17 protein-coding genes and 1 pseudogene are annotated in these 22,645 nt (G+C 64.7%); 8 read left to right on the top strand and 10 right to left on the bottom strand.

Translation table 11 applies throughout. The features are described from left to right. From ASG84_RS26410 to ASG84_RS26390, 5 genes are all read right to left on the bottom strand, one after another. Nucleotides 1-1,179, bottom strand: a complete 1,179-nt coding sequence (locus tag ASG84_RS26410; RefSeq protein ID WP_057479966.1) for a M24 family metallopeptidase — start codon at nt 1,177-1,179, stop codon at nt 1-3. Nucleotides 1,180-1,403: 224 nt separating this feature from the next. Next, nucleotides 1,404-2,117 carry a GntR family transcriptional regulator gene (locus tag ASG84_RS26405; RefSeq protein WP_235581861.1) on the bottom strand — a complete coding sequence of 238 codons (714 nt, stop codon included), beginning with the start codon at nt 2,115-2,117 and terminating at the stop codon, nt 1,404-1,406. Between the two features lie 13 nt (nt 2,118-2,130). Further along, the gene (locus tag ASG84_RS26400; protein WP_057479887.1) at nt 2,131-3,594 is read right to left on the bottom strand and encodes an NAD-dependent succinate-semialdehyde dehydrogenase; all 1,464 of its coding nucleotides are present in this window, start codon (nt 3,592-3,594) and stop codon (nt 2,131-2,133) included. Then, the gene (locus ASG84_RS26395) at nt 3,591-6,503 is read right to left on the bottom strand and encodes an FAD-binding and (Fe-S)-binding domain-containing protein (protein ID WP_082521239.1); all 2,913 of its coding nucleotides are present in this window, start codon (nt 6,501-6,503) and stop codon (nt 3,591-3,593) included. Before ASG84_RS26395 ends, ASG84_RS26400 begins: the two co-directional genes overlap by 4 nt. Then, entirely contained in the window at nt 6,500-7,765 is a 1,266-nt protein-coding gene (locus tag ASG84_RS26390) for an aspartate aminotransferase family protein (protein WP_057479886.1), read from the bottom strand. The genes ASG84_RS26395 and ASG84_RS26390 overlap by 4 nt, the downstream gene beginning before the upstream one ends. A gap of 137 nt (nt 7,766-7,902) precedes the next feature. Between ASG84_RS26390 and ASG84_RS26385 the strand changes: the two genes are divergently transcribed. From ASG84_RS26385 to ASG84_RS26355, 8 genes and pseudogenes are all read left to right on the top strand, one after another. Beyond that, complete coding sequence (locus tag ASG84_RS26385; protein WP_057479963.1) at nt 7,903-8,730, top strand: ribokinase; 828 nt, start codon at nt 7,903-7,905, stop codon at nt 8,728-8,730. Beyond that, on the top strand, nt 8,727-9,194 hold the full coding sequence (locus tag ASG84_RS26380) for a helix-turn-helix transcriptional regulator (protein ID WP_057479885.1): 468 nt from the start codon (nt 8,727-8,729) through the stop codon (nt 9,192-9,194). The genes ASG84_RS26385 and ASG84_RS26380 overlap by 4 nt, the downstream gene beginning before the upstream one ends. A gap of 10 nt (nt 9,195-9,204) precedes the next feature. After that, entirely contained in the window at nt 9,205-9,609 is a 405-nt protein-coding gene (locus tag ASG84_RS26375; protein ID WP_057479884.1) for a VOC family protein, read from the top strand. 72 nt (nt 9,610-9,681) lie between these two features. Beyond that, nucleotides 9,682-11,799 carry a RecQ family ATP-dependent DNA helicase gene (locus ASG84_RS26370; protein ID WP_057479962.1) on the top strand — a complete coding sequence of 706 codons (2,118 nt, stop codon included), beginning with the start codon at nt 9,682-9,684 and terminating at the stop codon, nt 11,797-11,799. A gap of 103 nt (nt 11,800-11,902) precedes the next feature. Continuing rightward, a pseudogene (gene ectA, locus ASG84_RS28480) lies at nt 11,903-12,475 on the top strand (diaminobutyrate acetyltransferase); the annotation flags it as partial. A gap of 48 nt (nt 12,476-12,523) precedes the next feature. Continuing rightward, nucleotides 12,524-13,801, top strand: coding sequence for a diaminobutyrate--2-oxoglutarate transaminase (gene ectB / locus ASG84_RS26365; RefSeq protein ID WP_057479961.1), 1,278 nt, complete (start codon nt 12,524-12,526; stop codon nt 13,799-13,801). Nucleotides 13,802-13,841: 40 nt separating this feature from the next. After that, nucleotides 13,842-14,240, top strand: coding sequence for an ectoine synthase (locus ASG84_RS26360; RefSeq protein ID WP_057479883.1), 399 nt, complete (start codon nt 13,842-13,844; stop codon nt 14,238-14,240). A 100-nt stretch (nt 14,241-14,340) separates the two neighbouring features. Beyond that, nucleotides 14,341-15,207, top strand: coding sequence for a Sir2 family NAD-dependent protein deacetylase (locus tag ASG84_RS26355; protein ID WP_200936728.1), 867 nt, complete (start codon nt 14,341-14,343; stop codon nt 15,205-15,207). Here ASG84_RS26355 and proB read toward each other — a convergent pair. The 5 genes from proB to ASG84_RS26330 form a co-directional block, all read right to left on the bottom strand. Continuing rightward, nucleotides 15,180-16,319 (bottom strand): glutamate 5-kinase, encoded by a 1,140-nt coding sequence (gene proB, locus ASG84_RS26350; protein WP_200936725.1) that lies wholly within the window; start codon nt 16,317-16,319, stop codon nt 15,180-15,182. The genes ASG84_RS26355 and proB overlap by 28 nt on opposite strands. A 2-nt stretch (nt 16,320-16,321) precedes the next feature. Then, on the bottom strand, nt 16,322-17,773 hold the full coding sequence (gene obgE, locus ASG84_RS26345; RefSeq protein ID WP_057479882.1) for a GTPase ObgE: 1,452 nt from the start codon (nt 17,771-17,773) through the stop codon (nt 16,322-16,324). Nucleotides 17,774-17,944: 171 nt separating this feature from the next. Then, entirely contained in the window at nt 17,945-18,208 is a 264-nt protein-coding gene (gene rpmA, locus ASG84_RS26340; RefSeq protein ID WP_032379202.1) for a 50S ribosomal protein L27, read from the bottom strand. 59 nt (nt 18,209-18,267) lie between these two features. Then, entirely contained in the window at nt 18,268-18,579 is a 312-nt protein-coding gene (rplU, locus tag ASG84_RS26335; RefSeq protein WP_027497555.1) for a 50S ribosomal protein L21, read from the bottom strand. 235 nt (nt 18,580-18,814) lie between these two features. Continuing rightward, nucleotides 18,815-22,252 (bottom strand): translation initiation factor IF-2 N-terminal domain-containing protein, encoded by a 3,438-nt coding sequence (locus tag ASG84_RS26330; RefSeq protein ID WP_156399723.1) that lies wholly within the window; start codon nt 22,250-22,252, stop codon nt 18,815-18,817. Nucleotides 22,253-22,645 lie beyond the last annotated feature (393 nt).

Below are 22,645 nucleotides of genomic sequence, written 5' to 3'. Positions count from 1 at the left end.
TCACTCCTTCGTCAGTAGTTCTCGGGGGTACGCGGTGAAGGTTTCGAGGCCGGTCTCGGTGACGCGAACGGCCTCGGATACCTCGTATCCGTAGTCGTCCATCCACATTCCGCCGATGATGTGGAACGTCATGTTCGCGGCGAGCACCGTCTCGTCGTCGGTTCGCAGGCTCACGGTGCGCTCACCCCAGTCGGGTGCGTAGGCGATGCCGATCGAGTAACCGATGCGTGACGGTTTGTGCAGTCCGTGCTTGGCCAGGCTGGTGTTCCACACCTGCGCCAGCTCCGTGGCAGTGACGCCTGCCTGCACGGTTGCGAGCACGTCGTTCAATGCTTCCCCGGTGGACTTGGCAAGGTAATCCAAACGTGGACTTGGCTTTCCGAGCACAATCGTGCGTGCCATCGGAATGTGGTAGCGCCGAAACACTCCGGCCAGTTCGACAACGGTGGTCTCGCCCCGCACGAAGGGTTGATGCGACCACGTCAGGTGCGGGGTGTCTGCGCCGGCACCGGTGGGCAGCATCGGCACGATGGCAGGATGATCGCCGCCGAAGTCCGCAGTGCCCCGTACCTGTGCGTTCATGATGGCCGCGGCCGCGTCGCACTGCCGCTCACCCACCGAGATAGCCTGGTAGGCAGCCGACATCGCCGATTCACACACCTGTGCAGCACCGCGCATCAGGGCAATCTCCGCGGGTGACTTGACCACTCGCACCCAGTTGATGAGCTCGTAAGAGTCGGTGAATCGGTATTCGGGCAGCGACTTCACCAGAGCCTCGAATGCCTTGGGACTGAAATAGTACGAGTCCATTTCCAGACCCACCTGGCCGTGCTCGAAGTTGTTCACCAGTCCCAGTTCGCGCAGCTTCGCAGCAACCCATACGAACGGGTGAGTGTCCCTGCGCTGCACGAACGTTTCGGGGTAGCCGAACGTCCGATCCTGCGGCAGCCACGACGTGCGAAACGCGCCGTTGGCGTCCATTTCGCGGGCGAAGAAATACATGTCGCCCTCAAGCGGGACGTACAGCATTTGCGGGGTGTAGAACGAGAGCGCGTTGTAGCCGAGCAGGTAATAGAGGTTCGCGGGATCGGTGACTATGAGCGCCGTGAGGTTCTGCGCTGCCATCCGCTCTCGGACTGCAGCGAGCCGAGCGGCGTACTCCTCGTCGGTGAACGTGATCGGCGTGCTGTTCGGTACATCGGGGTACCGCGCCAGACCGGGAGCGGCCGGTCCATCGGTGTCTTCGGGTCCGATTGCGGTGACGTAGGCGGAGTCTGATGAGTCGTTCACGGGCACCCCCTTCGATGATGGAGATTTAGTAGATTGTTGACAATCAGGCTAGGCGCTGACGCCAGAGGTACGCAAGACTTCAGATGTAAATGCTGTGTTGCGCGCCGAGCGGTCTATCCCGGAGTGGCCAGAGCCGAGTGTTCGGCATGCTCCTCCACCATCGCCCGGGTCAAGTCGTGGATGGCGGTGTCCATGTGCTCGTGTACGCCCTTTTCCAGTGCGTCCCAATCGGATCCGAGAAGAAGATCGACGATCAGTTGATGTTCCTCCACCAACGCCTCGGGCCGGTAGTACGCGGTTTCGAGGTTGGCCATACAGATACGCGCCTCCGCGGCGAGGGTGGCGTACATCCGTGACATGCGGCTGTTGCGCGTCGCTGCGACCAGGGCGGTATGAAATGCGAGGTCTCGTTCGGCCAGACCTCGCCAGTCCGCCCGATCGATGAACGGTTGCATCTGCATCACGATGGCCGAGAGCTCGTCGGCGGCGGTGATCAGCCGGTCGCGATCACCGTGGACCAACGTCCACGCAGCACCGACCTCGATCGCCGCACGGGACTCGTAGATCTCGGTGACGTCGTCACTGCTCAGTTCGACGACGAACACGCCCCGGTTGCGGTAGCTGACCAGCAAACCCTCTTGATTGAGACGCTGCAGTGCCTCACGCACCGGCCCCCGAGAAATTTCGAGTTCGGCCGCAACGTTGGCTTCGTTGATCTGCTCCCCCGGGGCATAGGAGCCATCGATGATGCGATCGCGAATCTGGTCGGCAATCACCATCGACGTGTTGCGTGCGTCGATGGGCGTCAGTCTTCTCGAACTGGGCATGATCGAAAGCCTCTCAGCCTCGGGGAATGGCAAAGTATTTGTACTCCAGGAATTCGTCTATTCCGACTCTTCCGCCCTCGCGGCCGAGTCCGGACTGTTTGACGCCACCGAACGGTGCCGCCGGGTTGGAGACCAGACCGGTGTTGAGACCGGCCATGCCCACCTCGAGCCTCTCCCCCATCCGTAGCGCCCGATCGATGTCCTGAGTGAAGATGTATCCGACAAGTCCCCATTCGGTGTCGTTCGCGAGGGCGATCACCTCGTCCTCGGTGTCGAACGGCACGATCGCCGCCACCGGCCCGAAGATTTCCTGCGACATCAGATCCGAGTTCGAGTCGACGTCCGTGAGCACTGTCGGCGGGTAGAAATAGCCGGGCCCGTCCGGTGCCGCTCCCCCGACGATCGCACGCGCGCCACGACCGAGGGCGTCGTCGACGAGTCTCTGCACCTTCGAGCGACCCGCGTCGTCGATCAGCGGCCCCACCTGCGTGCCGTGTGCACTGCCTGCCCCCACTGTCAACGCACCCATGCGCTCGGCGAGCGTGTCCGCGAACTGTGCTGCGACACTGCGGTGTACGAAGAATCGATTGGCTGCGGTGCAGGCCTCGCCCATGTTGCGCATCTTCGCAACCATTGCTCCGTCCACGGCGCGTGAGAGATCTGCGTCGTCCATGACGATGAAGGGTGCGTTGCCGCCGAGCTCCATCGAGGTGCGCATCACCGTCGATGCAGCTTGCTCGAGCAGAATTTTGCCCACCGCAGTCGATCCGGTGAAGCTGATCTTGCGGGCCGCACCGCTGCTCATCCAGGTGCCCACGACACCCGCCGCATCGGTGGTGGTCACGACGTTGACGACGCCCGCCGGGACACCCGCGTCGTGCAGGATCCCCGCCAGCGCCAGCGCTGTCAGCGGCGTCTGCTCGGCCGGCTTGAACACCACGGTGCAGCCTGCCGCCAACGCCGGGCCGATCTTCCGAGTCCCCATGGCCAGCGGGAAGTTCCACGGGGTGACGAGGATGCACGGTCCCACCGGTGCACGAGTGACCACGATGCGGTTCTTGCCGTCTCCGGTGAGGGTGTGATCACCCGAGATACGCACGGCCTCCTCGGAGAACCACCGGAAGAACTCCGCGCCGTACGCCACCTCACCACGTGCATCGGCCAGCGGTTTCCCCATTTCCGCGGTGATGATCGCGGCGAGTTCCTCCGACCGCGCCATGATCAATTCGTAGGCCTTACGCAAGATTTCACTGCGTGCACGGGGCGCAGTGGCGGCCCACTCCGCAGCGGCATCGACCGCCGCAGCCATCGCATCCTCGGCTTCGGCGATGCCACCGTCGGCCACCGTGGCGATCACGTCACCGGTGGCGGGGTCGATCACATCGAACCGGGCAGCCGAGGCTGCGGCTGTCCAGGCACCTCCGATGAACAGGTCGGTGGGGGCCGTGATGGAAGGTCGAGTGAGGCTGGTCGTCATTGCCGCGGTCCTTTCGTTGAACGTGGATCGAGTATCTGAGCCAGGTGCACGGACGCATCACCGGTCAGCTCACCGGTGAGTTGTCGCACCTGCATGTGGCAGCTGAATCCGTCAGTCAGAATCGGATCGTCGGGCTCGGTGGCACGAACAGCCGGTGCGAGAGCCTGTTCGGCGACCTTCATACTGAGCTCGTAGTGACTTCTCTCGAAGCCGAAATTGCCTGCCACTCCGCAGCATCCGGTGGCTTCCCGCACTGCCTCGACACCGACGGAGGCCAGAGCGTTGCGTTGGGTCGCGTTGCCGAACACGGCGTATTCGTGGCAGTGGGTCTGGACCGTCACCGACGCAGGAACTTCGGCCGAGGGCACCCACCCCGCCGCGGCCTGATCGATCACCGCTCCCGCGAAGCTCTGTACCCGCGCCGCAACCCTTTTCGCGGCAGCCGTCGGTACCAACTCGGGCATGTCCTTACGGAATGCCGCCGCGCAACTCGGTTCGGTGACGACGATCGGCCGATCGGTACCGTCGTCGAGCGCAGCAACGGCTTTCGTGAGGTGCTTGCGGGCGGCCTTCAACTGACCCGTCGAAATCCAGGTCAGACCACAACACACGTCGGTACGACATTCGGTGCTGCGGCCGGAATCCTCGAGCACGCGCTGCGCCGCACCTGCGACCTCAGGGCGAAATCCCTGTGTGAACGTGTCGACGACCAACACCACGTCAGCGGCGCGGCTTCCGCCGATCCGTATTTCGTGAGCCAGTTCCTTTGCCGACGCGAAGCGCGGCAAAGGCCGCTCGGTGGTCAGCCCACCGAGTCGAGCCGCCAGAGCCGCGATGCGCGGGGTGAGCAGACGGTTGAGCAGCGGTGCCGTTCGCTGCGTCACCTTCAGCCAGCGGGGCAACCAACCGAGCGAATAGTGCGACAGCGGCCGCAGTCGCCCCGCGTAGTGATGATCGAGGAACTCGGACTTGTACGTTGCCATGTCCACTCCGACCGGGCAGTCCGACGAGCAGGCCTTGCACGACAGGCACAGGTCCAGTGATTCTGCGACGTCCTTCGAGGCCCATCCATCGGCGACGGTCGGCGAGCTGCGCACCATCTCCTGCAGTACCCGGGCGCGGCCACGAGTGGAATCCTTCTCGTCACCTGTCGCGCGGAAGCTCGGGCACATGACGCCTCCGGAGGTGGTGCGGCACTTGCCGACACCGACACACGATTGGGTGGCGTGAACGAAAGGATCCAGATCCTCCCGCGTTCCGATCTGGTGCAGATCGAACGTCGTCTTCCATTCGCGCTGCGGAATACCCTGCAGCATCAGGTTGTCCATCATCGGCTCGGGCTCGGTGATCGATCCCGGGTTGAGAATGCCGGTGGGGTCCCAGATGCGCTTGAACCGCGCGAACGCGTCGAGCATGCGCGGCGAGTACATCACCGGCAGAAGTTCCGAGCGTGCCCGACCGTCGCCATGTTCGCCCGAGAGGCTGCCGCCGTGCTTGACGACGACCCGCGCTGCGGCACGCAGGAAGTCGTACATCACCCGGCGCCCGGCGTCGGTGCGTTGATCGAATGTGATGCGTACGTGCATGCAACCGGCACCGAAGTGTCCGTACATCACTCCGGTCAATTCGTGCTCGGCCAGAAGCGAATTCAGGTCGGCGAGATACGCCGACAAGTTTTCCGGTGCCACGGCGGCGTCCTCCCACCCGCCCCAGGACTCGACTCCGCTCGCCAGGCGAGTGGCCAGGCCGGCTCCGTCCTCGCGTACCCGCCACAGCGCTGTTCGATCGGCCGGGTCGGTGACGACGCGACCTTCCTTCAATCGTCCGAGCCTGCCGAGCTCCTCGAGCAATCGGGCTGCCTTGTCCTCCACCTCGGCCGCGTCGGCCCCGTCGAGATCGACGTACAGCCAGGCATTTCCTGCCGGCAAGCCGCGCACGGAGTCCGGCCCGCGCCGGTACTCCATCGTCCGCGCGATGTTGTCGTCGATCCCCTCCACCGCGGCCGGCGAAAATTCCAGAATCGCCATGACGTCGGCGGCAGCTGCGACCACGTCCTGGTAGCCGAGGCAGAGCAGCAACGCGGCGGGCGGTACGGGCACGACTGTGACGGTGACCGAGACGATCACCGCACAGGTGCCTTCGCTGCCGACGAGTGCACGCGCGACGTCGAACCCGTTCTCGGGCAGTAGATGCGACAGATGAAACCCGGAGACCTGCCGCGGAATGCGCCCCAGCTCTACTCTGAAGAGAGCGAGATTGTCGGACGCCAGAGACTGTAGCTCGCGCGAAATACGTTCGGCCGCAATGCCTGCGGCCGCGTCGTCGGCATGGACGGCCGACACGCCACTGCGGGTGATCCGCAATAGATGCCCCTCGGCTGTCACCACGTCCATAGCCACCGTGTGGTCCGAGGTACGACCGTAGCGAACCGAGTGGTTACCGCATGCGTCGTTGCCGACAGCCCCGCCGACCGTGGCGCGTGTCTTACTGGACGGGTCGGGGGCAAATGTGAAGGCCCCCGACGTGCGTGCCACGAGCTCACGCTGCAACTCCGATATCACGATGCCCGGTTCCACGACGGCGGTCCGTGAATCCGTGTCGACCGAGATCACCCGATTCATGTGACGGGAGAAGTCGAGCACGATTCCGCGGCCGATGGCGTTGCCCGCCATCGACGTTCCGCCGCCGCGGCCGATCACAGCGACTCCGGCCTCGGAGCACAGGGACACCACGGTGGACACCTCGTCGGCGTTGCGAGGGAACACGACCGCTGCAGGCGGAATTCGGTAGTTGGAGGCGTCGTAGGAATACTCGGCCACGCGCCGAGACGAGTCGTCGATATCGATCCCCGTCTCCCGCACTCGATGCACGAGTGCGGGGACATCGGATCGGATGGGCGCAGACGTCACAGCACGTTCTTCAGCGTTCGCGACAGCGCGTCGATACCCTGCCGCATCTCGTCGTCGTTCACGATCAGCGCGGGAATGATCCGGACCACGTTGCCGAGCGCACCGCAGGTGAGCAGCAACAGCCCCTCGTCGATCGCGCCCTGCTGCACACGGAGGGCGGCCGCAGCATCGGGATTGCCCGCACTGTCGACGAATTCGAGCGCCTGCATCAGGCCGAGTCCACGTGCGTCACCGATGGCCGAGTGCTCTGCCTTCAGTGCGAGCAGGCCGTCGAGCAGAACCTTGCCCTGCACGGCTGCATTGGCGACGAGACCCTCGTCGCGCACGACGTCGAGGGTGGCGACGCCGGCCGCGGCGGCGACGGCATTGCCACCGTAGGTTCCGCCCTGAGAACCCGGCCACGCCTTGCTCATCAGCTCGGTCGATGCCGCGATCGCAGAGATCGGAAATCCGCTGGCGAGCCCTTTTGCGGTGATGACGATGTCCGGCGTGATCGACGAGTGCTGGTGCCCCCAGAACTTTCCGGTACGCCCCACACCTGCTTGCACCTCGTCGACGATGAGGACGATGCCGTGGGTGTCGGCGCGTTCGCGCAGTCCCTCGAGGAATTCCGGCGGCGTGGGCAGGTAACCACCGTCACCGAGAACCGGTTCGATGATGAACGCGGCGGTGTCGGCGGGGCTCGACATCGTCATCAACAGGTAGTCGAGTTCCTTGAGCGCGAAGGCCACTGCGGTCTCGATGTCCCAGCCGTACCGAAACGCGTACGGGAACGGCGCGATGTGCACTCCGCCCATGATCGGCGAGAAACCGGAGCGGAATTTAGTTCCAGCGGTGGTCAACGATGCGGCCGCCACCGTGCGTCCGTGAAATCCCCCATGGAAGGCGATGATGTTGGGCCGCCCGGTTGCCATGCGCGCCAATCTAATCGACGCCTCGACGGCCTCGGAGCCGGAGTTGGCGTAGAACACGCTGTCGAGCCCGGCCGGCAATACCTCGCCGAGCTTGTCGGTCAACTCCAGTAGCGGTTGGTGCATGACGGTCGTGTACTGCGCATGGATGATCTTGCCCACCTGCTCGCGCGCGGCCTCCACCACGCGCGGATGGCAGTGTCCGGTGCTGGTGACACCGATTCCCGTGGTGAAGTCGAGGTACTTGCGCCCGTCCGTACCGATGATCCAGCTGCCCTTTCCGTGATCGACGACGATCGGGGTCGCCTGCTTGAGTGCCGGGCTGAGGTGGGTACGAGTCGACGCTGTCATGTCAGCCATCGTCACGCACGCGTTTCCGATTGTCAACAATCTGCAATTAGTATTTCCATCGACCCGGGCTCGTGGAGCGATACAGTTCGTTCGTGTCCGCCTCGAACCCGCGCATCGTCGTTCTCGGCAGCATCAACATGGATCTGATCACGCGCACTCCGTCCCTGCCCGATCCGGGCGAGACCGTGATGGGGACGTCCTTCACCACCACCCCGGGCGGTAAAGGGGCCAATCAGGCCATAGCTGCCGCGAAAGCCGGATCGTCGGTCATCTTCCTCGGAGCCGTCGGCGACGACGAATTCGGAGTGACGCTGCGCCACACGCTCACGGCCGCAGGGATCGACGACACTGCAGTGCGTACGGCTGCAGGTTCGAGTGGCATCGCCGCCATCACCGTCGACGACCACGCCGAGAACAACATCGTCGTCGTCGGTGGCGCCAACAGCACCGTGCGCGACCTCACCGACGACGACCGCGCCGCCATCGCCGGCGCGGATATCCTACTGTGCCAGTTGGAGATTCCCATCGATACCGTGGTCGCCGCATTCGAGTACGCGCACTCTCGCGGTGTGATCACGATGCTCAATCCCTCACCGGTACAGGTCTTACCCGATGCCCTGGTGGCAGCCACCGACATCCTCGTGGTCAACGAGGCCGAGGAAGCCCGAATCGGACACCGAGCGGACGAGGTGGAACACGTGGTCACCACGCTGGGAGCCAAGGGTGCTCGGTACCGCGGATCCGAATCGTTCGAGGTGTCGGCACCACGGATCGAGGCAGTCGACACCACCGGTGCCGGAGATGCGTTCGCCGGGGCGCTCGCTGCATCGTGGTCCGCCGGACCACGTGCGGCAGTCGAATGGGCAACCACTGCAGGCTCTTTCGCGGCCACGCGACCCGGGGCGAGCGCATCCTCGGGCACCCGGGCGGAGATAGACGCACTCCGCGATGCGGCGTCTCGATGAACGCTCCGGACGTGAACGAACTCCGACTGTTGCGCCGCGCACGTGATCGGATGGACCGCGACTTCGCCGAAGCTCTCGACGTGCCGACCCTCGCCCGGACCGCACTGATGTCCACCGCGCACTTCAGCCGCCGCTTCCGCGAGGCGTACGGCGAGACGCCGTACGCCCATCTGATGACCCGAAGAATCGAGCGCGCAAAGGCCCTGCTGCGCCGCGGAGATGTGACCGTCACCGAAGCGTGCTTCGCGGTGGGATGCACCAGCCTCGGTTCGTTCAGTTCACGGTTCACCGAGATCGTCGGCGAGACGCCCAGTGCATACCGCGCCCGTGATCACCGCGACAGTCGAGCGGTACCGAGTTGCCGAGCCATGATTCTGGGCCGGCCGATGCGTACCGCGGCTGCAACCGACACCGACACCGAACCGAGCAGAATCGGAGAAGCAACGACGGCTGGGGCGTTCTAGCCTGTGCTTCATGACACTCTCACTGAGTCACGTACACATCTACACCGATGACCCCGACGCCTCCTTGGCCTTCTATCGCGACGCCCTCGGACTCGAGGTGAAGAGCGAGGTCGCCAACGACGGTTATCGCTGGATCACGTTGTCTCCCAACGATCAACCCGAGATAGAGATCGTGTTGTCACAGCCGCACGCGGGCCGCTCGCAGGAGCTCGGCGACCAGATCGCGGCCCTGCTCGCCAAGGGCGAGATGCCGGGCTTGCTCTTTCGTGCCGATGACCTCGACGCAGCGTTCGAGAAGATCCGAGCTGCGGGTACCGCCGAGATTCTGCAGGAACCGACGAGTCAGCCGTGGGGTGCGCGCGACGCGGCCTTCCGCGATCCCGCCGGAAACATGGTGCGTGTCAGCCAAGCCTGACTGGAGCCTGCGGAACGAACGAGGAGCACGCAGCACGGTTCCCTGTCGTACCGATGCTGCACGATGGACGGTATGACGACAGCGACGCACGCGACCGTGGGCAACTTGCGCGATGACGCCGAGAGGTTGCTGCGCGAGCTCGCCGGCCCCGACGCTGTGCTGCGAGACGACCAGTGGACGGCGATCGAGGCTCTGGTGGTGCATCGTCGACGCGCTCTGGTGGTGCAGCGAACAGGCTGGGGAAAGTCTGCCGTGTACTTCATCGCCGCGAAGCTGCTGCGCGCTCAGGGCCTGGGTCCGACGGTCATCGTGTCTCCCTTGCTGGCGCTGATGCGCAACCAGGTGGCCGCTGCCGAGCGCGCGGGCGTGAAAGCAGCCACGATCAATTCGGGGAACATGACCGAGTGGGACGACATCCACCAGCAGGTCAATTCCGGTGAGCTCGATGTGTTGCTGGTCAGTCCCGAGCGTCTGAACAACCCCGATTTCCGCGATCAGGTCCTACCGTCCCTGGCCGGGGACGCCGGTCTCGTCGTGGTCGACGAGGCGCACTGTGTCTCCGACTGGGGCCACGATTTCAGGCCGGACTACCGGCGTATCCGCACCCTGATCGCCGAGCTCCGCGACGGCATCCCAGTACTTGCGACCACTGCCACGGCCAATGACCGTGTGGTCGACGACGTCGCTGCGCAGTTGGGCGTCGGCGGCGGCGACACCCTGGTGCTGCGCGGCGGGCTCGCCCGGGATTCGCTGCGCATGGCGGTGGTGAAGATCGACAACGCCACCGAACGGGCCGCATGGCTCGGCGATCACCTGAAGACTCTGCCCGGGTCCGGAATCATCTACACCCTCACGGTGTCGGCGGCCAAGGACCTCGCGGCGCTGCTGACCGATCAGGGCCACGTCGTCGCGTCGTACACCGGTCAAACGGACCCCACGGAGCGCGAATCGCTCGAGGGTGATCTGCTCGCCAACCGAGTCAAGGCACTCGTCGCCACGTCCGCGCTCGGCATGGGGTTCGACAAGCCCGATCTCGGTTTCGTGGTGCACATGGGGGCTCCATCGTCTCCGATCTCCTACTACCAGCAGGTCGGCCGTGCCGGACGCGCCACGGATCGAGCCGACGTGGTCCTACTCCCCGGCCACGAGGATCGACAGATCTGGAGCTACTTCGCCTCGGTCGCGTTCCCTCGCGAGCATCTGGTGCGGCAGGTCATCGATGCCTTGAACACCGAGAAGGCTCAATCGACGCAGGCGTTGGAGCCCCTGGTCGAGCTCAACCGGAGCAGGCTCGAGATGGTCCTCAAGGTCCTCGACGTCGACGGAGCGGTCAGACGCGTTCGTGGCGGATGGATGGCCACCGGTGAGCAGTGGACGTACGACGCGGCCCGCTACGAGCGCCTCGAACAAGCGAGAGACCGCGAACAACAAGCCATGATCGACTACCAGAGCACCGACGGGTGCCGGATGGAGTTCCTGCGTCGGCAGCTCGACGATCCCGACCTCGGCGCACCGGGCAGCGAGTCCGATCGTTGTGGACGGTGCGACAACTGCACGGGTGATCATCTGTCTGCTTCCGTCGACGCGGCCTCGGTCGATTCGGCGAGAGCACGGCTGGATCGGCCGGGCATCGACCTGCAGCCGAGAAAGCAGTGGCCGAGCGGCATGAAGAAGCTAGGGGTGTCTCTCTCGGGCAAGATCGCCGATCCGCATCAGCCGGGACGCGTCTTGGGTCGACTGACCGACCTGGGCTGGGGTAGCCGCCTACGGGCTCTGCTCGACGCGCCCGACGCCCCCGCCACCGAAGCTCTCGAGAAGGCCTGCATCACAGTGCTGGCCAACTGGGACTGGAAGCAGCGGCCCGCTGCCGTTCTCGCCCTCGACTCCCCCACCCACCCACTCCTGGTCCGGTCGATCGCCGCGCGATTGGCAACCGTCGGAAAATTACAGGATCTCGGGGTGATGCAGGTCAGGCCCGGTCACCCACCGGTATCGGCCGCGAATTCGGCGTTTCGAGTCGCCGGGCTGGTGGACTCGTGGGAGGTTCCGGACGTATCGTCCGTGCCAGGGCCGATTCTGTTGATCGATCTGCTGACCGACACCGGGTGGACGTTCACCTGCGCCTCGGCTGCTCTGACATCAGCGGGCGCATCGAACGTGTTGCCGTTCGCCCTCGCAACGCCGAAATAGAGATACTCGGCGAGTCGAGGTTTGTACCGCGCTTTTCTGGGTACCGCCTACCGGGCACCGATTGTGTGAGCATCATCACATTCGGCGGTTAACCTGGGAAAGCATGTCCGATTTCGGGGTCGATTTCCCGGGGCAGTCGATATGCCACGGCGACCTTGTTACGTTCGTATTTCCTATGAAGCCCGCATTGCTGAGAGGTACCCCGCTCACTGCGCCGGACGCAGTGAAGTTTCGTAAGCCACAGATTTCCGACGGAGTCCGGCTCTGGGAGATCGCAAGAGATTCGCGAGTTCTGGATCTCAATTCCAGTTACTCGTACGTGTTGTGGTGCCGTGATTTCGCGGCCACCACTGTCGTATCCGACATCGACGGCCGCGCAGTCGGTTTCGTCACCGGATACATCCGCCAAGACGCCCCGCGCACACTGTTCGTGTGGCAGGTCGCCGTGGATGCGGACCAGCGTGGCAAGGGACTTGCCGGTCGCATGCTGATGGAGCTGCTCGACCGCCTCGAACCACAGGGCATCACGCATCTGGAAACGACGATCAGCCCGGACAACGAAGCGTCCATCGCAACCTTCACCGGCCTCGCACGTAAGCGAGGCACCGACATCGTCAAGTCGGATTTGTTCGCGCCCAACGATTTCCCTGATAGCCACGAAGCCGAAGAGCTCTACACAGTAGGCCCCGACGCATCGCGGAATTACGAAAGGAACAAGCAGAACATGACCGAAAAGAACACCGTGACAACAGAGAAGCCCGATGTCTTCGAGACCGTCGAGTCCGGCGTACGTAGCTACAGCCGCCAGTGGCCCGCCGTGTTCACCACCGCGAAGAACTCGGTGATCACCGACGAGAACGGCAACGACTACCTCGACTTCTTCGGTGGCGCAGGAGCACTCAACTACGGCCACAACAACGACATGATCAAGAGCGCGTTGGTCGACTACATCACCAGCGACGGCATCACCCATGGGCTCGACATGTCGACCGTGGCGAAGCGGGAGTTCCTCGAGTCGTTCAAGAAGAACATCCTCGATCCCCGCGGTTTGGACTACAAGGTCCAGTTCCCCGGACCGACGGGTGCCAACACAGTCGAAGCGGCACTCAAGCTCGCCCGCAAGGTGACCGGCCGCGAAGCAATCATCAACTTCACCAACGCATTCCACGGCATGACACTCGGCGCGTTGTCGGTCACCGGCAACTCGATGAAGCGAGCTGGCGCAGGAATCCCGCTGGTGCACACCACTCCGATGCCGTACGACAACTACTTCGGCGGCGTCACCGAGGACTTCCAGTGGTTCGAGCGTGTACTCGACGACTCGGGCAGCGGATTCAACCGCCCGGCCGCGGTGATCGTGGAGACCATCCAGGGCGAGGGTGGCATCAACGTCGCGCGTCCGGAGTGGTTGCGCGCGTTGGCAGAACTGTGCTCGCGACGTGAGATCCTCCTGATCGTCGACGACGTGCAGATGGGCTGCGGCCGCACCGGCCAGTTCTTCTCGTTCGAGGAAGCCGGCATCACCCCGGACATCGTCACCCTGTCCAAGTCCATCGGCGGCTACGGAATGCCTCTGGCGCTGACGCTGTTCAAGCCCGAACTGGACGTCTGGTCACCGGGTGAGCACAACGGCACCTTCCGTGGTTTCAACCCGTCGTTCGTCACGGCGAAGGCGGCCATCGACCACTACTGGTCCGACGACAAGTTCGAGAAGGAAACCCTCGCCAAGGGCGAGCACATCCAGGACCGATTCATCAAGCTGTGCGCCAAGTTCGACGGCATCTCGACCCGCGGTCGCGGCATGGTCCAAGCCCTGGCGTTCGATGACGCCGAGCTGGCCGGCAAGGTGTCACAGCTCTGCTACGACGAGCGTCTGCTCGTCGAGACCGCAGGCCCCAAGGACGAGGTCGTCAAGCTTCTTCCCCCGTTGACCACGACGATCGACGAACTCGATCGCGGCCTGGACATCATCGAAAGTGCTGTGGCAAAGGTCCTCTCCTAGAGACCCGTTCGCACGCACCGATATCGAAGGAGGACATCGCATGATCGTTCGCACCACAGAGGAAATCACCGGTACCGACCGCGACATCTCGAGTGAAGACGGCAACTGGCGCAGCAAGAGAATCATTCTCGGCGGCGACAAGGTCGGATTCTCGTTCCACGAGACCACGATCCAAGCCGGCACAGTGAACAACTTCCACTACGCCAACCACGTCGAGGCCGTCTGGCTGATCGAAGGCGAGGGAACTCTCACCGACCGCGAGACCGGAGAGACCTACGAACTCGGTGCGGGGTCGATGTACCTGCTCAACGGACACGAGCGCCACACGGTCGAGCCGCGTACCCAGATGCGCATGCTGTGCGTGTTCAATCCTCCCGTCGTGGGGAACGAGACCCACGACGAGAACGGCGTGTACCCCCTCGTCGAGGTACCCGCGTAGCACTGTTTCGTATATCGGCCCGCATCGACGCCTACGCGTCGATGCGGGCCGTCTGCGTAGGTAAGTGCTCATAGTGCAATCGGTCGCTACCCTGGAGATAGTGAATGCACCCACAGCGTCCGCGACCCCGTACGGGCAACTGACCTCGCTGCTCGACGGTAGGACGATCACCGTGGTCAGCGGTGCAGGCATGTCCACCGATTCGGGTATTCCCGACTATCGTGGCCCGCAGTCGCCACCCCGCAACCCGATGACGTTCCAGCAGTTCATCGGGGACGCCGAGTTTCGTCGCCACTACTGGGCCCGCAACCACGTCGGATGGCGGCACATGGATGCCGCAGTACCCAACGATGGACACCGAGCGCTCGCGCGGCTCGAACACGCAGGCGTGGTCACCGGAATCATCACCCAGAATGTCGACATGCTGCACACCAAGGCCGGCAGCCGGAACGTCATCGACCTGCACGGCGTCTATGCCCGGGTGCGCTGCTTGAACTGCAACCGGTTGATCTCACGGTTCGAGCTGGCCCGAAGGCTCGATCGCGCCAATCCCGGCTTTCTCGAATCCGTCGCACCCGCCGACGGTGTCGAGATCGCTCCCGACGCCGATGCCATCATCTCCTCGACCGCACACTTCCGGATGGTCGATTGCGAAACATGTTCCGGCATACTCAAACCCGACATCGTCTACTTCGGCGAAAGCGTGCCCAAGCCGCGCGTTGCCGAGGCCTACGATCTGGTGGACCGAAGTGACGCACTGTTGGTGCTCGGCTCCTCGCTGACCGTGATGTCCGGCCTACGTTTCGTCAGGCACGCGTCCAAGACCGGAAAACCGATCGTCATCGTCAATCGCGGGACCACTCGCGGCGACGAATTCGCCTCTCTCACAATGCACGAGGGTTGCTCCGAGACCGCGATGGTTCTGGCCGACACGCTCGGTCAGGCCGGAACGAGATCGTCGGCGTGAACCACCGGTCGCTGTAGCTCCGCGGCCAACTCACCGGTCGATCGGCCGAGCATTCCGGCCAGCTCGCCCGAGTCGTATGCGACGACCCCGCGGGCCACCAATGTGCCGTTGGGGTCCACCAGCGAGACCACATCTCCACCGTGAAACACTCCCGTCACCGACGTGACACCGGCGGACAGCAAAGACCTCCGACGCTCCACGACCGCACTCACGGCACCTGCGTCCAGGTGCAGTTCGCCTGCCGCATCGGCGGCATGTCGTACCCAGAACTTGCGAGCGGACAACCGCGTCGGCCGAGCTGCGAATGCGGTACCCACCGCGGACGACGTCAGCGCGTGCGCAGCGTCGGACGCCGCAGCCAGCAGCACCGGTACACCTGCGTCGGCCGCCAGGCGGGCAGCGGACAGCTTGGACGCCATTCCGCCGGTGCCGAGCGCTCCCCCGGATCCGGCGACGACTCCGTCGAGATCCTCCGGGCTCGAGACGTCCGGGATCAGCGTGGCGGAACCCTTGCGGGGATCGCCGTCGTACAACCCGTCGACGTCCGAGAGCAGGAACAGTGCGTCCGCACCGACGAGATGTGCCACCAGGGCTGCGAGGCGATCGTTATCGCCGAAGCGAATCTCTGCGGTGGCGACGGTGTCGTTCTCGTTGACGATGGCGACCGCACCGAGCGAGCGCAGTCGATCCAACGTGCGCTGCGCATTGCGGTGATTGGTTCGACGCGCGATGTCCTCGGCGGTCAGCAGCACCTGCCCCACCGTGCGTCCGTACCGATGGAACGACGAACTCCAGGCGTTGACCAGAGCAAGCTGTCCTACGCTCGCCGCGGCCTGCTTCGTTGCGAGATCACGCGGGCGCCGGGTGAGGCCCAGCGGTGCCATTCCTGCACCGATCGCACCCGACGAGACGACCACCACGTCGGTGCCGCTCCGCATCCTCGACTCGATGGCATCGGCGAGCTGATCGAGCCTGCCCAGATCGAGACCGGTGTCGAGACTGGTGAGCGCCGAGGATCCGATCTTGACCACGATGCGCTTGGCGTCGGCAATCGTGCGACGAGTATCGGTGAGAGCCGTTACGGGCGAATCGGATTCACGCACCGACACCACGTCTACTCCTGTTCGGTATCGAGCCCGCGACGTACCTGGCGGGCATGCTTGCGTTCGGATGCGCCGATGCGCTCGACCTGATCGAGTCGAGCATCGGTGCCGCGGCCGGTCATGGTGATCTCGACACCGGCCGGAGTCTGCGGCTCCCAGTCGAACGAGACTTCGCCGATGGTGACCGAGGCACCCGGTTGGGCACCTGCCTTGATCAACGCGTCCTCGACGCCGAGGCGTGCGAGACGGTCTGCGAGGTAGCCGACGGCCTCGTCGTTGGTGAACTGCGTCTGGCGAACCCACCGCTCGGGGCGCGTTCCCCGAACGATGAAGCCGTCCGGGATGTCCGGGTCCTTGACGACCTTGAAGCTGTCGTCGTTTCGAGCGACCGGACGCAGCACCTGACGACGCGGCTCCGGTGCCGGGTGGGCCGTGCGGTAGTCCTCGACGAGCTTCGCCAACGCGAACGTCAGTGGCTTGAGGCCGGCGCGCGTCACTGCGGAGATGGTGAACACCGGCCAGCCGCGGGACTCGAACTCGGCGGTCACCATCTCGGCGAGTTCTGCACCCTCTGGGATGTCGGCCTTGTTCAGTACGACGATGCGGGGTCGATCGGCGAGGTCGCCGAGGCTGGCATCGCCGGACAGGGCCGGCTTGTATGCGGCCAACTCGGCTTCGAGAGCGTCGACGTCGGAGATCGGATCACGACCCGGATCCAGTGTTGCGCAATCGACTACGTGTGCGAGCACGGCGCAACGCTCGAGGTGTCGCAGAAAGTCCAGCCCGAGACCGCGCCCCTGACTCGCACCGGGAATCAATCCGGGTACGTCCGCAACGGTGAACGTGGTGTCGCCGCTGGAAACTACGCCGAGATTCGGTACCAGTGTGGTGAAGGGGTAGTCGGCGATCTTGGGCTTCGCTGCGGAGAGCACCGAGACCAGCGACGACTTGCCGGCCGACGGGAAACCGACGAGACCGACATCGGCGACGGACTTCAGCTCGAGGACGAGCTCGCGCTCGATGCCCTCTTCGCCGAGCAGCGCGAAACCGGGTGCCCGACGAGCTTTGGATGCGAGTGCAGCGTTGCCGAGGCCACCACGTCCGCCCGGGGCCGCGTCGAAACGTGTTCCCTCACCGATCATGTCGGCGAGGACGTTGCCCTTCTTGTCGAGAACCACAGTGCCGTCGGGAACCTTGAGAATCAGGTCCTCGCCGTTGGCACCCTCACGGTTACCGCCCATGCCCTGAGTTCCGTTGCCCGCCTTGGCATGGCTGGAGAAGTGGAAGTCGAGCAAAGTGTGGACGTTGCTGTCGACGACGAAGATGACACCGCCACCCTGTCCGCCGTTTCCACCGTCCGGACCACCGAGAGGCTTGAACTTTTCGCGGTGAACCGAAGAGCAGCCGTTGCCACCTTTGCCGGCGCTGACGTGCAGCACCACGCGGTCGATGAATCGTGACATAGCTGTCTTCGATCCTTTCTGAGAAAAAGCAGGAGAAAAAAGCGATAGGGGCGGACCGGTCTCGTGACCCTGGTCCGCCCCTATCGGGAGCTGTGAACGAACGCCGTGAGTGTCCGACCGAGCAGTTGCAACTCGGATCGATCACCTACCAGCGCGAGCGCTGCAGAAGGACTAGGCCTCTACAGCAACCGGAACGATGTTCACGGTCTTGCGTCCGCGCTTGGCACCGAATTCGACTGCGCCGGGAGCGAGTGCGAACAGGGTGTCGTCGCCGCCACGGCCGACGTTGACGCCGGGGTGGAAGTGCGTGCCGCGCTGACGGACCAGGATCTCGCCTGCGCCGACGGTCTGGCCGCCGAAGCGCTTGACGCCGAGGCGCTGTGCGTTCGAGTCGCGACCGTTACGGGAGCTTGATGCACCCTTCTTATGTGCCATGTTGCATACCCTCCTCGGGGTGAATCAGCTGAAAAGAACTCGGGCCCGGTGAGACCTGGTTACTTGATGCCGGTGACCTTGAGGACAGTCAGCTTCTGCCTGTGTCCCTGACGCTTGTGGTATCCGGTCTTGTTCTTGAACTTGTGGATGCGGATCTTCGGGCCCTTGGTGTGCTCGACGATCTCACTGGCGACCGAGATCTTCGCCAGCTTGTCTGCATCTGTGGTCAGGTCGGATCCGTCTACGACGAGGACCGGAGCAAGCGAGACAGCAGTGCCGGGCGCTCCCTCGATCTTCTCGACCTTGACGAGGTCACCAACAGCGACCTTGTACTGCTTTCCGCCGGTCTTGACGATCGCGTACGTTGCCATCGGAGGGCTACCCCTTGCTTCTTCGAACTTGCTCGCGCTGCGCATGGCAACACGACTGGTCTGGTATTACGTGTTTGCTTGCTCCCACACGGTCGGCAGCGATGTTCACCATCACGACCGACCCGAGAACCGTCGTCACCTGCAGGACCACTACGGCACAGCAGAACGGTGTCACCGGGAGCGACTTATCAAGGTTACGGCAGAGAGACGGCCAGGGTCAAACCGCCCTCTCCCGCTAGACGTCGATGTCCACCGGGGGACCAGCGGGCCGTGCCGCGGCGCGCCGCCTGCGAGGTCGTGCTGTCGGCACCTCCACCGGCTCGACGGGTTGCTCGGCCGCCGACGTCAGCGGTTCCGACACCTCGGCTTCGGTGGCCTCTGCCCCACCGACAGAGGCGGCGTCGCCCGAAACCGGCACCACGAGAACCACACCGGCGTCCGGTGCCGCACTGGTCGGAGCAGCCGCCTTCCGCGCGACCCGGCGTCCCCGCCGAGCCTTCGGTGCCACCGGTTCGACCTCGGCGGGCGGCTCGGCAGCAGTCCGGTCGGCTGCCGACTCGGTGGTCTCGGCAACGAGAGCGCCGTTCGACTCCGCATCGGCGACCGATGCGGCAGCAACGTCGACATCCTCGGCAGAGACAACCGTCACCTCAGCAGCTGCCTCCGGAGTCTCACGTGCAGGCGGTGTCTCGACATCGGCGGGGCTGACGTCGGCCACCACGTCGTCGTGGTGCGCCGCCATCGCAAGAGCGACAGGGTGAGCCCGCTTGATCGACGGGTCGACAACGGGATGCTCGGCTCCGTCCGCGGCTCCCGACTGGGAGTTCGGGGTGGTGCGCTCGCTGCCGTCGTTTCCGTCGGCCTTGTTGTCCTTGCCGCGTCGTCGCCTGCTGCTCGTGCCCGAGCTGCTCGACTCCGAGCGCGAAGAATTCGAGCGGCCGTCGTTGTCCGGCTTGGCGTCGATCGGGAACGGATGCACGATGATGCCGCGTCCCTGGCAGTGCTCGCAGTTGGTGGAGAACGCCTCTACGAGCCCGGTGCCGAGCTTCTTTCGAGTCATCTGCACCAACCCGAGCGAGGTCACCTCGGAGACCTGGTGACGCGTGCGGTCACGACCCAACGCCTCGGTCAGTCGACGCAGCACCAGATCACGGTTGGATTCGAGCACCATGTCGATGAAGTCGACCACGATCATTCCGCCGATGTCGCGCAAGCGCATCTGACGGACGACTTCCTCGGCCGCCTCGATGTTGTTGCGGGTGACCGTCTCTTCGAGGTTGCCGCCCGAACCGGTGAACTTGCCGGTATTGACGTCGACGACGGTCATCGCCTCGGTGCGATCGATCACCAGGGTGCCGCCCGAAGGCAGCCATACCTTGCGATCGAGGGCCTTGGCCAGCTGCTCGTCAATGCGGTGCGCGCCGAAGACGTCGACGGAACTGCCGTCGGCCTCGTACCGATGCAGCCGCTCCATCATGTCGGGAGCGACGGTCTCGACATAGTTCGACGTGGTCGTCCACGCCTTGTCGCCCTCTATGACGAGCTTCGAGAAGTCCTCGTTGAACAGGTCACGAATGACCTTGACGAGCATGTCGGGCTCTTCGTAGAGGGTCTGCGGCTGCACACCCTTGCCGGTCTCGGCATTGGCCGAGCGCTCCTCGATGCTCGCCCACTGTGCCTGCAGTCGCGTCACATCGCGGGCAAGTTCTTCCTCGCTGACGCCTTCGGCCGCGGTCCTGATGATCACGCCCGCCTCGGGAGGAACGATGTCCCGGAGAATGTCCTTCAGACGCTTGCGCTCGGTGTCGGGCAGCTTGCGGCTGATGCCGGTGGAGCTACCCCCGGGCACGTAGACGAGGAAGCGTCCTGCGAGGGAGAGTTGCGTCGTCAGACGAGCGCCCTTGTGCCCTACGGGATCCTTGCTCACCTGGACGAGAACCTGATCGCCCGGCTTGAGAGCCTGTTCGATCTTTCGCGAGTTGCCACCCAGGCCGGCGGCGTCCCAGTTGACCTCGCCGGCGTACAGCACACCGTTGCGGCCACGGCCGATGTCTATGAAGGCTGCTTCCATGCTCGGCAACACGTTCTGGACGCGTCCGAGATAGACGTTTCCGACCATGGACGCGGTGGCGCTGCTGGTGACGAAGTGCTCCACGAGCACGCCGTCCTCCAGCACAGCAACCTGTGTGGTCAACGGGTGCTCCGGGGTGGCCTTCTCGCGCACGACCATGACCCGGTCGACGGACTCACGCCGCGCCAGGAACTCGGATTCGGTCAGAATCGGCGGTCGACGACGACCGGCATCGCGACCGTCGCGTCGCCGCTGACGCTTGGCCTCGAGTCGGGTCGAGCCGGTGATCCCCTGGACCTCGTCCCTGGGCGCGCGGCTCTTGTTCCGTGGCTCCCGCTCGTGCACGACGGTGTTCGGCGGGTCGTCCTCGGACGCCGCGGCCTCGGCCGCTACCTCGGCTCCGGTCTTACGACGACGGCGGCGACGGCGACGGCGGCTGGAACCGTCTCCTTCCGAACCACCGTTGTCGGCGTCGTCGTAGTTGTCCTGCGCATCCGAATCCGACTCGTCGTCCTTGTCCTCGGCCGAGGCATCCGCTGAGCGGGTGTCGTCCGCGGAATCGTTCGAGTCGGAGTTCTGGCGATCCGAGGATCGGTTTCGGGAGCGCGACCGACGCGAACGTCGGCCCGATCCCGACTGCTGCTCGTCACCGGCAGAGGACTCGTCCGAGTCCGCGTCGAGTCCATCGGACGACTCTGCGTCGGCAGAATCGGTGCTGTCGGTGCCGGTGTCGCTGCTGGAGTCGTCGTCCGCATTCTCGTCGGTCGAGTTCTCGTCCGAGAACTGTTCTCCACGACCACGCCCCCGGCCGCGACGCCCCCGCCGGCGGCGCCGTGGCTGCGACTGGTCATCGTCGCCGTCGTCGTCCGTGGAGCTGTCGGACGCAGTCGACTCGTCGGTCTCGGTCCCGTCGGTCCGAAGTTCGGCCGCCTGGACCCCGGCGGTCGTCTCGGTCGCGGCGGTCGTCTCGGTCGTGTCGGCGGTCTCGGTGGCGTCGGCGTTGGCCGCCTCGTCCTTGGGCGCTGCCTTGCGACTGCGCCGACGACGTGCCGGGGGCTCTGCCGGTGACTCATCGGACTCCGGTGCCGCAGCATCCACGGCGGCGGGCTGCAGAAAGAGCGGGGTGGCAAACGTGGTTGCCGTGGGCTGGTCGGTCGTCGCCGCAGGCTGGGCAGCCTCGGGTTCGGCCGCGGCTGCGCTGGTGAACAGCTGGGGCTCGGACCACGATGTCTCGGGCGACGGCACGTCGACAGGAGGGACCTCGGACGGAGCGCTCGGCTCGGGCCGTTCGGCGGGCGAATCGACCACCGGCGCAGCGGGAGCGTTCACCGAGTCGCGGACGGACTCGGCGACGTCGCGGCTCAAGCTCGACTGGGCGCTGCGCGCTTCGATGCCGAGTTCACCCAGGGTGACGAGCAACTGCTTGCTGGTGACCCCGAGAATCTTGGCCAGTGCATGTACACGCAGCCTGGTGGGGAGCTCGATGGTGTCGGGTTGCGCCTGGGACGCCGCGCCTGTTTCCACAGGGGGCACCGCATCGTCGCGCTCCGGACCTCCCACGTTCTCGTTCTGTACATCTTCGGGCGGGCTTTGATCGGCCACGTAGTCTCCTCGGGCCCCCGGGCGCGTTCATCCGATGACGGGTGTGACGCGGCCACGCGAGGGCAATCCTTGTGTACTCACGTCGGGTTGGACGTCAGCTGTTCTGTCTCGCTCCGCACTCGAGCCGGTGACCACGTCGGAGTTCTCGGTGGTCGACGACAACGTGTGCAGTGCCTGGCTGGATGGTGGTGTCCCGGCGATCCGAGCGCCTGATCATCAAGCAAGAACGCGAACGAGCCTGTCTCTCGTTCGAGCATCTGCGATGACGGGCAGCGGATAGACGACAGTCATCCGATCGAATCCACGACACGGGTCTAGCGAACTTCGGTGAAGCCGTGACTTCGGTGGAGCGTGAAACCTGTACGTACTCGTGCTGTGGAGTCGATCTCCGTC

Source organism: Rhodococcus sp. Leaf278, from assembly GCF_001426085.1.
GTDB lineage: Bacteria > Actinomycetota > Actinomycetes > Mycobacteriales > Mycobacteriaceae > Rhodococcoides.
The sequence above is the reverse complement of the archived record's forward strand: the minus strand, read 5'-3'. Positions and strand labels throughout refer to the sequence as shown.